The sequence below is a fragment of the Pseudomonas sp. CHM02 genome (assembly GCF_000612585.1).
Classification (GTDB): Bacteria; Pseudomonadota; Gammaproteobacteria; order Pseudomonadales; family Pseudomonadaceae; genus Aquipseudomonas.
In genome coordinates, this window is the sequence record NZ_JFCA01000015.1 from 25,139 (window position 1) to 40,210 (window position 15,072).

Sequence of the window (15,072 nt, forward strand, 5' to 3'; positions counted from 1 at the left end):
TCGCGAATGCGATGTACCAGCAGCGGATGTATTGGCTGACCCACCGCATTCGCGAGCAAGCCCGCTCCCACATTTGATCGCGCACATTCATACAATCGAGGCCACTTTAATACCGATGAATCTGCACCTACCTCTGTTTGCCCGGCGCCTGCTGCGTCCCCTGCTCGACCCCTACCGCCGCTATCGCCATGCCAAGCTGATCCACGCCGTGCGCGTGTCCATCGGTTTGCTGGCGACGATCCTGCTGACCACCGGCATCAACTTGCCCCACGGTGAGTGGGCATCGGTGACGATGCTGATCGTGATCGGTGGCTTGCAGCACCACGGCAACATCGGCAAGAAAGCCGTGGAGCGCGCCTACGGCACCTTGATCGGCGCCAGCGTCGGCTTGCTGCTGGTGGTGCAGCAGGCTTACTTCGGCCAGCCGTTTTTGACCTACCTGTTGATGTCAGCGGTGTGCGGGTTCTTTTCGTACCATGCCATCGGCAAGGGCGGTTACATCGCGCTGCTGTCGGCGATCACGGTGTTTATCGTTGCCGGGCACGGCGACAACCCGATCTCGGACGGCCTGTGGCGCACGGTCGATATCCTGATCGGCATCGTCCTGGCCCTGGCGTTCTCCTTTGCCCTGCCGCTATACGCTGTGTATTCGTGGCGCTACAACCTGGCCAGTGCCTTGCGTGATTGCGCCGCGATCTACAGCCGGATCATCAATGGCCAGTCGGTCACCGATGACGAGCACCTCAAACTGCTCAACCGCTTGAATGCGGCAATGCTGCAACTGCGCTCGCTGATGCCGTCGGTGTCTAAGGAAGTGCGGATATCGATGACCGAACTGGACACGATCCAACGTCATCTGCGCATGTGCATCAGCACCCTGGAGATTCTCGGCAATACGCGCCCGGATCCTCGGGATGAACAGGCGATGGCGCGGATGCAGGTGATGTTGAAGGCCGAGCACCGCCAGATTCGAGTGCAACTGGTGGGAATGGCGCGGGCGTTGAAGTCGGGCGTAACGGAGCGGCTGGAGCGGCCCAGTCACATCACGGGCACCGAACCTACGCTGGATGCGCCGGTGTACAGCGCGCTGGACGGATACCGGTTGTTGACGGTGCAACTGGCAGCAAACGTGGATGCGATGCGCCAGCGCCTGGCTAAAAGCGCCGGGCACTGGAAGATCTAGAAAGGTGGACCGTTGGCGTTTTTACCTACAAAAATACTTTCACACTTTCTCTTACATATTTTTCACGTTTTATTCACATCCCGAGACGTAGGGTGAAGCCTCATCCGTTACAAATGTTGCACATCAAGCCCGCCGCCCCAGCGGGCTTTTTTTTGCCTGCGCAAAACACTGTAAGAGCGAGCTTGCTCGCTCTTACAGGAAGGTCAGCGTGAGGCCTTGGCGGCGGGGGCTGCCGCTTGTTCGCGAATGGCCCGCTGCGTGTCCAGCACCTTGGCCAATGCGGTTTCCGCTTCCGGGCTCTGCTGCGGCACGCGAATCGCCGCCGACACCAGGGTGATCAACTTGGCCATCACCTCGGCATCCGTCGCCGGGCGGCCCAGGCTCATGGAGTTCATCAGCAAGCGCAGTTCGGTACCGGCCATCACGCCGGAAATCGCCTTGAGGGCAAATTGCAGGCGCACCCCCAGCTCATTGCGCGGCAGGTCCGGCAAGGCCAGGGCGAAGGCTTCGAAGAAACGCTGGAACACCGGCTGGTAATGCACCTTGAGGTATTCCTGGATAAATGGCGACGTGTCGCTGTAGACCCGTCCCAGGAAGCGGATGAACGAACGCCCTTCCCCACTGGCGCTGGCCGGATCGCTGCGCTCCAGGCCCATGGCCGGGGCGAACAGCACGCCGAGCAAGGTGTCGCAATCCAGCGGGCCGTCGGATTCGGCCTCGCAGCGTGCCAGCAGTTCCAGGCGCTGTTCGTTGAGAGGTTCCAGGCGCTGCTTGAGCAGGGTTTGCATCAGGGAATCCTTGTCCCCGAAGTGGTAGTTCACCGCCGCCAGGTTCACCTGGGCGCGCTCGGTAATCTGCCTGAGCAGAACGGCGTCATAGCCGTACTTGATGAAGAGAGCCTCTGTCGCATCCAGCAATCGAGTCTTGGTAATGTTTGGAGCGCTGACTTTCTTCGCGACCATAGAAGTTCCACGTGGGAAATATTGTTTTAAAAAATAATTTGATTTTTTATACCGGGGCCGTCGTCCGAAAGCAAGTAGTGACACACCGCCATATGATCGAAAGCCTTTGCAGCCGGGCTCGTTGAGGCGTGTCGAGAGGTTTTTTGGCGGCCTGCCGCCCCGCTGCAAAAATCGTTTCAAAGGGTGAAACCGCTCTATATCCATGGCTGGCGAAGCGGCTGGAACACGGTTAGTATTCAAACAATATTTTAAAAACAAGAAATAAAACCAGTCCGTGACGCGTACCAGGCAGCTCCCGAACTTGTAACAATGCTTTTCCGGGGGACAGCGCGGCACCGTCGAGACTGCAGGCGTAGTCATGATGACAGATACCCACGCGCACCCAGGCTTGATCTCCCTGCAAGGCATCGGCAAAAGCTATCAGCTGGCCGGGCAACACCTGTCCATTCTCAATGATGTCTGCCTCTCTATCGCCAGCGGCGACAGCTGCGGCATTCTCGGCGCGTCCGGCTCCGGCAAAAGTACCCTGCTCAATATCCTCGGCCTGCTGGACCTGCCCAACTGCGGCCGGTACCACTTTGCCGGCCACGATATTTTCAACGCCACACCCGACCAGCTGGCGGCGATCCGCAACCAGCAGATCGGCTTCGTGTTCCAGAGCTTCAACCTGTTGCCGCGCCTCAGCGCGCTGGACAATGTCGCCCTACCCCTGAGTTATCGCGGCGTGTCGCGCCATGAATCGGTGGAGCAGGCCCTGCGCATGCTCGAACAGGTCGGCCTGGCCGACCGCGCCCATCACCGCCCTGCCGACCTCTCCGGCGGCCAGCGCCAACGGGTGGCCATTGCACGGGCACTGGTGGGCAAGCCCTCGGTGATACTGGCCGACGAACCCACCGGCAACCTCGACAGCACCACGGCCCAGGACATCATGGACCTGTTGCTGGCGCTGAACCGTGAGCAACAGGTCACGCTGATCATCGTCACCCACGACCCGCACATTGCCGAGCGCCTGGAACGCAAGATCCTGGTGCGCAACGGTGTGGTGCACGAGGACGGGCGCCTATGACCCAGCAGGTAGAAAACCGCCTGCGGGTCGAACAGAGCCTCAGCCAACTGCTGCATGAAGCGTTCGTCAGCCTGCGCACGCTCGGCAAACGCTCGATCCTGGCGCTGCTGGGTATCGTCATCGGCAGCTCGTCGGTGGTGGCGCTGATCAATATCGGGCACAACGCGGCGGTGGACGCCGCGATGATCTTCAAGGACATGGGCACCGATACCCTGGTCGTCCAGTTCCCACCCAAAGCCGGCAGCAGTATCCCGATGCCCGCCCGCCTCGACCTGGATGCCGTACGTCAAACGGTACCGGGCATTGCCCATATCGGCGCCCTCACGGTGTTCAGCGGGCCCATCGTATTCCACGGCCGCACCGTCAACGCCAACTTCGTCGGCAGCACGCCGGATATCAAGGATGCGATGCGCCTGGCGGTGCAGCAGGGGCGCTTCCTGTCCAGTTTTGATGCCAACGAAACCTACGGCGTGATCGGCGACCAGGTGGCCCAGTCACTGGGAGCGCCGGGCGACCCGTTGCAACTGGGCGACCGCGTGCGCATCAACAATTACCTGTTCTTGATCGTGGGCATCCTGCGCGGCCAGTCACGGGCGATGCTGATGCCGGTGCAGGCCAACGATTCGCTGTTCATTCCCGCCGAAGGCATGCGCCGCATCTATGCCACGCCGCAGATCGGCAATGTGATCATCCGCGCCACGCCCGGCCAAGACATGGAACGCATTGCCAGGGATGCGGCGGCCGCCTTGAGACCCCAGCTTCCCGACCACGATGCGGACATCCAGGTGCCCCAGCAAATGATCGACGGCATGACCCGGCAAAGCCGTACCTTCGCCTACCTGCTGCTGGCCCTTGGCGCGATCTCCCTGGTGGGCGGTGGCGTGGGGGTGATGAACGTGATGCTGATGAACGTCTCGGAGCGACGTCGCGAGATCGGCATTCGCATGGCCCTCGGCGCGCGCCAGCGGGATATCCGCAACCTGTTCCTGCTCGAAGCCGTGACCCTCACCGCCGTCGGCGCCCTGTGTGGCGCGGTGCTGGGCATGACCGCGGCCTGGCTGTATGCCTGGCTGTCGGGCTGGACCTTTGCCCTGGCCGTCGCCGCCTTGCCACTGGGGGTGGGCAGTACGTTGCTGGTGGGCTTGTTCTTCGGCATCTACCCGGCGGTTTCGGCCTCACGGTTGCAGCCGGTGGAGGCCTTGCGCGATGAATAGGTGGCTGCTCCTGCTTGCACTGGTCAGCCTGCCGGGCGTGGCCGCCGACGTAGTGATCAAGCCGTCGGCACCGAGTACGACCCGCAGCGGTTACGACCGCAGTGTCTCGCTGAATGCCCAGGTCACCACCATGACCCTGGGCGATGCGGTATACCTGGGCCTGCGCAACAACCCGGCGATCCGCAGCGCGTACCTGCAACGGGTGGCACAGAAGTTCGACCTGCGCGTGGCCGAAGATGTGTTCAACCCCAAGCTCACCCTCAACAGCTACTACCGCAGCACCCGTGGCTCCGCCGACAATGCGCGCAATGCCAATGTGGCGCCGGCCACCAGCCTGCTCGGCGAGTACGGCACGCGCCTGAGCATGGCCTGGACCCAGCAACTGAGCAACGCCGACCGCGCCGGCCGCTACCGCAGCGACGGCCTGGACCTGGCAATTATCCAACCGTTGTTGCGCGGCGCGGGCTGGGACGCCACCACCGCACCGCTGCGCCTGTCGCGCCTGTCCGAGCAGGCCAACCGCCTGAACCTCAAGGCCACCGTGGCACAGACCATCAGCCAGATCATCGCCACCTATCGCGAACTGCTGCGCGCCCAGGAGCAATTGAGCATCGTGCAGGACGCCCTCAAGCGCTCCGGTACCTTGCTGGAAGTGAACAAGGCGCTGATCAGTGCCGGGCGCATGGCCGAATTCGAAATCGTCCAGACCGAGGCCGATATCGCCACCCAGCAACTGGGCGTGGAAGAAGCGCAGAACCAACTGGACTCCAGCCGCCTGGCCCTGCTGCGCTTGCTGGCCCTGGACCTGTCCACGCCGATCCGCGCCACCGAAGCCCTGGAGGCCAGGCCCATGCAGATCGACAAGCGCCAGGCGTTCAACCTGGCGCAGACCCAGCAGCCGGAATACCTCGCCGCCCTGCTCGGCAGTCAACAGGCTGACCTCAACTTGGTGATCGCCAAGGACTCCGGGCGCTGGCAAGTGGACCTGGTGGCCGGCGCGAACCAGGTACGCGACGCCTACGACAACGATGCCGGCCGCTCCAACAACCGTACCTGGGACAGCTACGCTGGGGTGCAGGTGCAAATCCCCATCGGCGATATCAGCACGCGCCAGGCCGAAGTGCGCGCGCGGGTCAATGTGGAGGACCAGGAGATCCGCATCACCGATGCACGCCAGGAACTGGAACGCAGCGTCAACGACGTGGTGCGCGACCTCGGCACCCGCTGGCGCCAATATGAAATCTCCCAGCGTGCAGTGGAGTTGTCGCGACGCAAGATCGAGATCGAGCGGGAGAAACTCAGCGCCGGGCGCTCCACCAACTTCCAGGTGCTGAGTTACGAGACCGACCTGCGCAACGCCGAAAACGCGCAGCTCAATGCGCTGATCGCTTATTTGAACGCCCAGACCCAGCTCGACTTGACCCTGGGCATGACGCTGGAAAGTTGGGAAATCGCCCTCAATGACTACTAATCAGAAACGCCTGCTGGCTGCTGTATTGATCGTGCTGCTGGGCGGCGCGGGCCTGGCCCTGCGCAGTCCGGCTTCCGATCCGGCCAGCACCACCGAGCAGTGGCTGGCCATCCAGCCCGACGCGCTGGTGCACCGGATCGGCCTGGTGGGCAAGATCGAGCCCGACACCACCATCACCCTCACTGCACCCTTCGACGGTAACGTGCAAGCCAACCTGGTGGAGCAAGGTCAGCGGGTCGAGGCCGGCCAGGTGCTGTTGCGCATGGACCCGGCCACCCTGGAGGTGCAACTGCGCGACGCCCTCTCCGCCCAGCTCAAGGCCCGGCGTACCGTGCAAGAGATGCAGGACTGGGACAGCAGCCCCGCTGTCGGTCGCGCGCGCCGCAGCCTGCGCACCACGGAAATGAACGCCGGCAATACCCAGCGCAAACTCACCGAAAGCGAAAACCTGTTCAAGCGCGGCATCATCCCGCGCAACGAACTGGACGACCTCAAGCAACAGGCCCAACAGCAACAGCTCGACCTCGCGTCCGCCCGCAGCGAATTGCAGCAGGCCATCGACCAAGGCAAGGGCGAATACCGCCAGATCGCCGACATGGAGCTGACCAACGCCACGGTGAAGTACGAAGCCCTGCACACGCTGCTCGAAGGCAAGGACGTCAAGGCGCCGTTCTCTGGCATCGTGGTACCGCCACCCGGCAACACCTCACCCCAGGGTGGCGGCACCAACAATGCCCCGGTGCAGGCCGGCAGCAAGGTTGGCCAGGGTCAGGTGCTGTTCGGCCTGGCGAATATCGAACGGCTGAAAATCGTCGCCAAGGTGTCGGAGCTGGACATCAACCAGTTGCATCAGGGCCAGGCCGTGGAAGTACTGGGGGATGGCTTTGATGGCGAGCGGCTGACCGGTTCGGTGAGCGTGGTCAGTGGCTTGGCGATTGCCAGTGACAGCCAGGGCAGCGCACAGTTTCCGGTGACCCTGTCGATTCCCAAGCTCACGCCGCAGCAGTTGCAGCGAGTGCGGTTGGGGATGAGCGCACGGTTGACCATCGTCACCTACAACAATGCGCAGGCCATTGTGATTCCGAGCCAAGCGATCCAGGCGGACAAGACCGTCGAATACCGCGAGGCGATGGATAAGCCGGTGGAGCGGGTGAAGGTGACCACCGGGCAAGCGACCGCCCAAGGCGTGGAAGTGTTCGGCCTCAAACCCGGTTTCGTGAAGACAAACCCCTTGTAGGAGCCGGCTTGCCGGCGATGACGGCCTGACAGCCGACCTCTCTCCAACTGTTGCCCCGCGATCCAAATGTGGGAGCTGGCTTGCCTGCGAAGGCGGCCTGAAAGCCGACCGCTCTCTAACTGCTGCCCCGCGATCCAAATGTGGGAGCTGGCTTGCCTGCGAAGGCGGCCTGACAGCCGACCGCTCTCCAACTGTTGCCCCGCGATCCAAATGTGGGAGCTGGCTTGCCTGCGAAGGCGGCCTGACAGCCGACCTGGATGTTGGATCTGACCGGGTACATATCCGTTATTTGGGTAACAGCTGCTTTGGGTTCCGCCCTTACGGCGGCTCACTTTTGAACAGCGCAAAAGTAAGCAAAACGCTCTTGCCCCAACACTCGGCACCTCGCCTAGGCTCGGTGTGCCCGTAATCCGACAGGAATTTGGGGGGCCGCCGCCACGCGCCATCCATGGCGCGGGGCGGCTAAACCGGCATCCATGCCGGTTTACCCCCCAAATACCTGTCGAATTCCGGCCAGCGTGTTTGATGGGGCGCTTAAGATCAAAAGCGAGATCAAGATCAAGAGCGGCTCGCTTCGCATCGTGGGTACGCGGTTTTGTAGGAGCTGGCTTGCCGGCGATGGTCGTCAACGATGACGCGGAAAGCCAGAAGGTATGCGGCGCTTTTACGTTTTTCGCCGACAAGCCGGCGCCTACAGGGTGAGTCGTGCGGCCAGTGCCTTGGCTTGCAGTGCTACATCGGTCACCGCCGTGCTTTCCCACCACATCCCGCGCAACGGCGGGCCCATGGCGAACAGGCGCCGGCTGACATTGCCCTCGGCGTCCAGCACCGCGCCCGACGCATCCGCCGCAATCCCCAACGCCAGCGGCCCTGGCTGGATCAGTCCGCGCTTGAGCAACTGCTGCGGCAGCGCACGGGCCACGCGGCGCCAGTCGTATTCGATACCGCTGGAGTTGATCAGCGCTGCGCCCGAGACCTGGGTGATGGCTTGCTCACCGCGATGACGCAAACGAATGGTCACGCCTTCAGCCGAAGGTTCCAAGCCCTTGAAGGAGGCGGCCCGAATCCGCAACCGCCCCTCATCATGCAAGCGCGCCACCAACTGCGCGCTCAACGGCGGCGAGCGGTGGTGATGACTTTCCCACCACGGCCGCACATGCCGCACGAACTGGCGTTTCTCGCGCTCGCTGGCCTGGCTCCACAGCCGGCCGATGTGCGCACGCACGGTGTCCAGCGGCGCTTGCCAATCGATGCCCTGCGCTTGCGCAATGCCGCATTGCCGACGCACCTCGCGCAACAATTGCCGTGGGCTGCGCAGGCGGTGATCCTCACCGAGAAAATCCACCCAGCTCGGCGGTTGCCGGCGCACATGGGGCAGCAGGCCATGACGCGAGAAAATCTCGATCGGCCCGCGATGCCCGGCCTGTTCCAGGGAGACCACGGCGTCGACCATGGTCAGCCCGGAACCGATGATCAGCACCGGCGCTTGTGGGTCAATGCCGGTCATCGCTTGCACATCCCACGGATCCACCGCCGCCGCGTTCAACCCGCTGGACTCCGTCTGCGGCGTACGCGCCGCCGGGAACATGCCGGTGGCCAGTACCGCAAACCCGCCGCGCAGTTGCTGGCCGTTATCGAGGGTCAGCAGCGTTGAGGCTTCCTGCACTTGCAGGTCGATCACTTCGCCGCGCACGTGTTCGACGCTGGATGCAGATTGCGCCTTCGCCTCGGCCAAGCGTTGCTGGGCATACAAACCAAAGATCCCGCGCGGCGGGAACAATTCGCTGATCGGCACGTGCTGCTGGTCCGACTCAGGCCAGCCACCGGCAGCGATGTAGTCGGTGAGCCATTGGGTCAGGTCGTCGGCATTGTCCGGGTCGACGCTCATGCGCGCCGCATTGCCGTTCAGGGTGTGACCCAGTTCGACAGCGCTATAGGCTTCGCCGCGCCCCAGTTCCGCGCGCGGCTCGATCACCAGGATCCGGCGCTCGCCAGGCAGGCGCAGCAGTTGCACGGCCAGCATCGTGCCGCTCAGGCCGCCGCCGATGATCAGTACATCAGCGTTGCGGATGGATTCAGTCATGCAGAGTCGCCCTTACTGTTTGCCCAGATAAATGTCATGCAAATCGCCCCGCGCCAGCAGTTCAGCGGCGCTGCCACTCAAGGCCACGCGTCCAGTATCCAATACGTAGCCGTGGGACGCATAGTTCAGCGCGACGTTGATGTTCTGTTCGGCGATCAGGAAGCTCACCTGCTGCTCGCGGTTGAGCTGCGCGATGATCGCGAAAATCTCCTGCACGATCATAGGCGCCAGCCCCATGGAGGGCTCGTCGAGCAGTACCAAAGTAGGACGGGTCATCAACGCCCGGCCGATGGCAACCATCTGCTGCTCGCCCCCGGAAGTGAGGCCGGCGCGGGTGTGGCGCTTGGTCTTGAGCCGTGGGAACCAGGCGTAGATGCGTTCCAGGTCGTGCTCCATGTCCCTGCGGCTCAAGCGCCGGACAAAACCGCCGCTGCGCAGGTTGTCTTCCACGCTCAGTTGGCCGAACACATGGCGACCTTCCAGCACGTGGACCATGCCTTGGCGCACGCGCTGGCTGGGGTCGATGCCGGCCAGGTCGGCACCGGCGTATTCGATCGAGCCACGGCTGACCTCGGCCCGCTCGGCACGCACCAAGCCGGAGATGGCCTTGAGCGTGGTGCTCTTGCCGGCGCCATTAGCGCCGAGCAGGGCCACGATCGCGCCTGTGGGCACGCTCAGCGACACCCCGGCCACCGCGAGGATCGCGCCGTCGTAGATCACTTCGATATCGTTGACCGTCAGCAGCGATGGCTGCGCGGCAGCGGTGGCGGGTTGGCTCATGATTTATTCATCCCCGGTGCAGGTACGTGGTGTCAGGCCTTTTTCCTTGGCGAACGCGGCCGACTTTTCATCGATCAGCGGGCGCAGCAGCGCACGGTCGGCGGCGATCCAGTCGCTGATCAGCGTCCAGTTGGCGCCGTCCCACTGTTGCACCCGCGCCGAGCCGCCGCCTTCGTGGTCGCGGCACGACAGCTTGAGGTTCTGCATCAGGCCCAAGTAGCCCATGTCCTTCAAGCGCGCATCGTCGATGTTCAGGTGTTCCAGGCCCCAGCGACCTTCTTCGCCATTGAGCGGGCGCTTGCCGAACCTGGCCTGGCCGGTGCGAATCGCTTCCACCGCCACGGCGGCGTTCACCAGGCCGGAGTTGTAGTAGACGCTGCCGAAGTTTTTCAGGTCCTTGAGGTCACTGTGGCCCTTGTCGAGGATGTACTGCTTGAGGCGTTTGTGGATCTCGAAATCAGCCCCGGCCGGGTATGGCGTAAGGGCCAGGTAGCCCTTGGCGGCGGCGCCTGCGGGCAATACGTCTTCGCTGGAACTGGCCCAGATATCACCGACGATATGGTCCACCGGGAAGCCGAAGCGCGCGGCCGTCTTCACCGCGACCGGCGTGGACACGCCCCAGGTGCGCAGGAACACCCAGTCCGGGTTGGCCTGGCGCACCTGGCGCCATTGCGCGGATTGTTCGTTGCCGGGGTCGGCCACCGGGATCTGGATATTTTCAAAGCCGTATTTTTCCGCCAGCAACTTCAGCGGGCCGAGGGTTTCACGACCGTAGGCCGAGTCGTGGTAGACCGTGGCGATCTTCTTGCCCTTGAGCTTGTCGAAACCGCCTTCACGCTGGGCGATGTAGTTCACCAGCGTCGACGCCTCGCTGTAGAAGGTCAGCATCACCGGGAAGTTGTAGGGGAACACAGTGCCGTCGGTGGCTTCGGTGCGGCCGTAGCCGAGGGTGATCAACGGGATCTTGTCCACCTCCGCGCGCTCGCTCAGCGCATACGCCGCCGGCGCGCCGTTGGGCTGGTACACCGCGACCGGCGCGCCATCCAGGCCATTCTTGAAGCGCTCGTAGCACTCGATGCCCTTCTCCGCCGTCCACTCGGTCTCGCACTCCTGCCACACCAGCTTCACACCATTGATGCCGCCTTCGACCTCGTTGATGTACCGCAGGTAGTCGATCATCCCGGCCCACACCTGTACACCGCTGGAGGCGTAGGCGCCCACGCGATAGGTGGCCAGGGGAATGAATTGCTGGTCGGCCGAAGCCACGGCCTGGGGCACAGCACCGGCCAATGCAGCCAGCGCAAAGGCAGCACCGACCATGGAACGTTTCAAGGATGCACGCATGGGAATTCTCTTGAGGGAATGTTAGAAACGCAGCGGCCACTGCCGCAGACGGTCACGCAGGTTGTGCAACAGGCGAATCAAGCCCTCGGGTTCCTTGATCAGGAACACGATGATCAACACGCCAAAGATGATTTTCTGCAGGTTCTGCAATTGGCCCGCATCCACCGAGCCACCGAACAGCGCCTGCCCGGCATGGCTGAGAAAGATCGGCAGCAGGCTGATGAAGGCCGCGCCGACAAAGTTGCCGGCGATGCTGCCCATGCCGCCGATAATGATGATGAACAGGATCTGGAACGAGCGGTTGATATCGAAGCTGCTGGCGCTGGCCGTGCCCAGGTAGGCAAAGGCCCACAGCGCGCCGGCTATCCCTAAGTAGAACGAGCTGACCGCAAACGCCAGGCGCTTGTAGCGCACCACCGGGATGCCGACCACGGCGGCGGCGGTGTCCATGTCGCGGATCGCCATCCAGTTGCGCCCGACCTGGCTGCGCACCAGGTTGATCGCGGTCCAGGTCAGCAGCAGCACGGTCACCAGCGTCAGCAGGTAACGGCCCAGCGGCGTGTTGAGGTCATGACCGAACAGCGCCAGCTTCGGCGCGGAGATGGTCCCGGATGAGCCGTAGTTGTAGAACCAGGGGAATTTGACGAACAGCCACTCCAGGAAAAACTGCGCGGCCAGGGTAGTGACCATCAGGTAGAAGCCCTTGATCCGCGAACTCGGCAGACCGAACAGCAGGCCGACCAAGGCGCTGATGACCCCGCCGCCGAGCAGCGCCACGGGCAAACCCAGCTCCGGCAAGCGCAGCAAAAACCCGTAGGTGGCAAACGCGCCGACGGCCATGAAGCCAGCCGCGCCCACCGAGGTCTGACCGGTGTAGCCGGTGAGCAGGTTCAGGCCCAGCCCGGCCAGCGACAGCACCAGGAACGGGATCAGGATCGCATTCAGCCAATAGTCATTGCCCCACAGCGGCACCCCGATAAAGGCCAGCGCCAACAGGCCGATCAGGGCCCAGGGGATGCGCCGCTGAATCAGCAACAGCGGCGCGGTTTCTTGAGCAACAGGAATCGACATGGTTTCAGACTCGCTCGATGGCGCGCTCGCCGAACAGCCCGGCGGGACGGATATACAGGAAGGCCAGGGCCAATACGTAGGCGAACCACGGCGTGATACCGCCACCGATCAACGGGCCGATGTAGACCTCGGCGAGGTTCTCCGCCGCGCCGACAATCAACCCACCGACAATCGCCCCGCCAATCGAGGTAAAGCCGCCGATGATCAACACCGGCAAGGCCTTGAGCACCACCAGCGACAGCGAAAACTGCACGCCCTGGCGCGCACCCCACAGCAGCCCGGCCACCAGCCCGACGATGCCGGCCACTGCCCAGACGATCTGCCAGATGCGGTTGAGGTTGATGCCGATGGACAGCGCCGCCGTGGTGTCATCCGCCACCGCACGCAGCGACACGCCGATGCGGGTCTTGTTGAACAGCAGCGCCAGCACCGTCACCAGCACCACGGCGGCGGCAGCGGCGATCAGGTCGAACTGGCTGAGCATCAGCGGGCCGACGAACAGCGGCACGTCGTCGATACCCAAATCCAGCGCACGCACCTGTGAGCCCATCACCCCCTGGGCCAGGCCTTCGATAATGAACGACAGGCCCAGCGTCGCCATGAACAAGGTGATCTGCGAACGGTTCACCAGCGGCCTCAGGACCAGGCGCTCGATGAGCAAGGCACCGACAATCATCACGATCACCGTCAACAGCAGCGCCAGGGCAAACGGCACGCCCTGGTCATGCAGGCTGACGAACGTCAGGGCGGCGAACAGCAGCATCGAGCCCTGGGCAAAATTGAACACGCCACTGGCCTTGTAGATCAGCACGAAGCCGATCGCGACCAGCGAGTACATGGTGCCGGCGAGCAGGCCGCCGAGCAGGGTTTCGAAGAAGAACGTCATGGGTTTACGACTCCCAGATAGGCCGCGATCACCTCGGGATTGGCCTGCACGTCGGCTGGCGTGCCATCGCCGACCTTGCGCCCGTAATCGAGCACTACCACGTGGTCGGACAGGCCCATCACCACGCCCATGTCGTGTTCGATCAACACCACGGTGGTGCCGAGGTCGCGGTTTACGTCAGCGACGAAGCGCGCCATTTCCTGCTTTTCTTCGGCGTTCATGCCGGCCATGGGCTCGTCCAGCAGCAACAAGCTGGGGCCTGCGATCAACGCCCGGCCCAGTTCCACGCGTTTTTGCAGGCCGTAGGACAAGTTGCCCACCAACACGTCCCGATGGGCTTGCAGCTCCAGGAATTCAAGAATGCCCTGGGCCCGCAACCGGAACGCCTCGGCTTCCCGACGTGCGCGGGGCAAGCCCAAGGCTTGCTCGATAAAGCTGCTGCGCATATGCCGTGACAGGCCGGTGAGGAGGTTGTCGAGCACGCTCATCTTCTTGAACAGCGCGTTGTTCTGGAAGGTGCGACCAATGCCCCGGCGCGCGGCACCTAACGGGTCGATGCGGTGAAAATGCTGGTCCTCGAAGACAATCTCACCGGCATCGAAGCGATACACGCCATTGAGCACATTGAGCAGCGAGCTTTTACCGGCACCGTTGGGGCCGATCAGCGCGCAGATCTCGCCGCGCGCCACGTCGAAGGACAAGGCATTGATCGCCTTGACTCCCTTGAACGACAGCGAGATATCCCGCACCTGGAGAATGGCCTGGCTCATGCGATGTCCCGTTTGAATTCCGCCAGCCACGACGGCGAAGGGCTGGATTTGAGGGGTTGCCAGATGTACGCCAGGCGCTGGAATCCGAGGAGTTTGCGCACGCGGTTTTTCAGCAGGCGACGCAGGCCGCTCTGCGGATGGGCGATGGCCCAGTCGCACAAGCGACGGCGCCAGGTGCCGTGGGGTGCCAGGCGGCTTTCGATCTCGTCGGCGAGGTGCTGCAAACGCGCGGGCGACAGCAGCAGGCCGGTGGGCGCGACTTCACTGCGATCGCTCCGCGCCGAAGCCTGGCTTTCCGGGAAGGCCAAGCCATGGCCGCTGTTCAGCCACTGCTCCAGGACTACCGCCAGGCCACCCTGCCAATGAGTGCCCTCTTCACTCCACAGCGCGGTCTCCCCCGTGGGATGCCACCAACGTGCGAGGTGTTGCGCTGGCTCCAACGGACCGAGCAACTGGGCGAAGTCCAACAGATTAGCCGACTGCCAATGCCGCACGGTTTGGCGGCTCTGCACATAAGAATGGGTGGGGCGAATGCGCCACAGGTGCTGCTTGAGCACCTCGGCTTCCAGGTTGTCGGCCAGGGTCAGGACCTGCCCGCCGATGGATTGCGCCGCCAGCGCCAGCAACAACAGGTTCGGCTCGAACGCACCGCTCAGGGCCAGCCGCGACTGCTCGCCGAACCCCTGCTGGCGCAAGCCATCGGCCAGGCGCTCGACGTCACGCAATGCGTCGATCCAGCGCCACGCGTACCACTGCCCCTGGCGCTTGTGGCGCAGGGCGGTGTGCAGCGGCGTGATCTGCGCCCAGTGCTGCAGTTGTTCCAACGCCTTGGGCAAGTCGCCGAGCAGTTCGGCGGGCCATTCCAGGACCAGCGGACGTTTGAGTTCGTGCACGCTCATAGGGGTGATGCTCCTATTCAAGTGATGTGCGTGCGGTGGTCCGCTGGCTGTTTTTTTTGAATCGACACCGATCTACTGTGGGAGCGGGCTTGCTCGCGAAAGCGGC

The 15,072-nt window shown here is 63.3% G+C and carries 13 protein-coding genes; 5 read left to right on the forward strand and 8 right to left on the reverse strand.

Features of this window, described 5'->3' with window-relative positions; all coding sequences use genetic code 11:
- The first annotated feature begins 121 nt into the window (after positions 1-121).
- Positions 122-1,183, forward strand: coding sequence for an FUSC family protein (locus BM70_RS0110205; RefSeq protein ID WP_025855922.1), 1,062 nt, complete (start codon positions 122-124; stop codon positions 1,181-1,183).
- A gap of 203 nt (positions 1,184-1,386) precedes the next feature.
- Here the strand turns inward: BM70_RS0110205 and BM70_RS0110210 are convergent, their stop codons facing one another.
- Positions 1,387-2,145 carry a TetR/AcrR family transcriptional regulator gene (locus BM70_RS0110210; protein WP_025855923.1) on the reverse strand — a complete coding sequence of 253 codons (759 nt, stop codon included), beginning with the start codon at positions 2,143-2,145 and terminating at the stop codon, positions 1,387-1,389.
- A gap of 358 nt (positions 2,146-2,503) precedes the next feature.
- Here BM70_RS0110210 and BM70_RS0110215 point away from each other — a divergent pair, with 358 nt between their 5' ends.
- From BM70_RS0110215 to BM70_RS0110230, 4 genes are read left to right on the forward strand one after another with little or no spacing between them, the layout of a single operon-like run.
- Positions 2,504-3,211 carry an ABC transporter ATP-binding protein gene (locus BM70_RS0110215; RefSeq protein WP_025855924.1) on the forward strand — a complete coding sequence of 236 codons (708 nt, stop codon included), beginning with the start codon at positions 2,504-2,506 and terminating at the stop codon, positions 3,209-3,211.
- Positions 3,208-4,425, forward strand: coding sequence for an ABC transporter permease (locus BM70_RS0110220; protein ID WP_043274203.1), 1,218 nt, complete (start codon positions 3,208-3,210; stop codon positions 4,423-4,425). Before BM70_RS0110215 ends, BM70_RS0110220 begins: the two co-directional genes overlap by 4 nt.
- A complete protein-coding gene (locus tag BM70_RS0110225; protein WP_025855926.1) occupies positions 4,418-5,896 on the forward strand; it encodes a TolC family protein in 1,479 nt (492 codons plus the stop codon). Before BM70_RS0110220 ends, BM70_RS0110225 begins: the two co-directional genes overlap by 8 nt.
- On the forward strand, positions 5,886-7,133 hold the full coding sequence (locus BM70_RS0110230; protein WP_025855927.1) for an efflux RND transporter periplasmic adaptor subunit: 1,248 nt from the start codon (positions 5,886-5,888) through the stop codon (positions 7,131-7,133). Before BM70_RS0110225 ends, BM70_RS0110230 begins: the two co-directional genes overlap by 11 nt.
- Before the next feature lie 691 nt (positions 7,134-7,824).
- Here the strand turns inward: BM70_RS0110230 and BM70_RS0110235 are convergent.
- The 7 genes from BM70_RS0110235 to BM70_RS0110265 are packed head-to-tail and all read right to left on the reverse strand — an operon-like array spanning position 7,825 to position 14,966.
- Positions 7,825-9,216 carry an FAD/NAD(P)-binding protein gene (locus BM70_RS0110235; RefSeq protein WP_025855928.1) on the reverse strand — a complete coding sequence of 464 codons (1,392 nt, stop codon included), beginning with the start codon at positions 9,214-9,216 and terminating at the stop codon, positions 7,825-7,827.
- A 12-nt stretch (positions 9,217-9,228) separates the two neighbouring features.
- Positions 9,229-9,996, reverse strand: a complete 768-nt coding sequence (locus BM70_RS0110240; protein WP_025855929.1) for an ABC transporter ATP-binding protein — start codon at positions 9,994-9,996, stop codon at positions 9,229-9,231.
- A 3-nt stretch (positions 9,997-9,999) separates the two neighbouring features.
- Positions 10,000-11,340 (reverse strand): ABC transporter substrate-binding protein, encoded by a 1,341-nt coding sequence (locus tag BM70_RS0110245; protein ID WP_025855930.1) that lies wholly within the window; start codon positions 11,338-11,340, stop codon positions 10,000-10,002.
- A gap of 21 nt (positions 11,341-11,361) precedes the next feature.
- Entirely contained in the window at positions 11,362-12,411 is a 1,050-nt protein-coding gene (locus tag BM70_RS0110250) for a branched-chain amino acid ABC transporter permease (protein WP_025855931.1), read from the reverse strand.
- A gap of 4 nt (positions 12,412-12,415) precedes the next feature.
- On the reverse strand, positions 12,416-13,297 hold the full coding sequence (locus tag BM70_RS0110255) for a branched-chain amino acid ABC transporter permease (protein WP_025855932.1): 882 nt from the start codon (positions 13,295-13,297) through the stop codon (positions 12,416-12,418).
- A complete protein-coding gene (locus tag BM70_RS0110260) occupies positions 13,294-14,067 on the reverse strand; it encodes an ABC transporter ATP-binding protein (protein ID WP_025855933.1) in 774 nt (257 codons plus the stop codon). The genes BM70_RS0110255 and BM70_RS0110260 overlap by 4 nt, the downstream gene beginning before the upstream one ends.
- On the reverse strand, positions 14,064-14,966 hold the full coding sequence (locus tag BM70_RS0110265) for an AMP-binding protein (protein WP_025855934.1): 903 nt from the start codon (positions 14,964-14,966) through the stop codon (positions 14,064-14,066). The genes BM70_RS0110260 and BM70_RS0110265 overlap by 4 nt, the downstream gene beginning before the upstream one ends.
- Between the last annotated feature and the right edge of the window lie 106 nt (positions 14,967-15,072).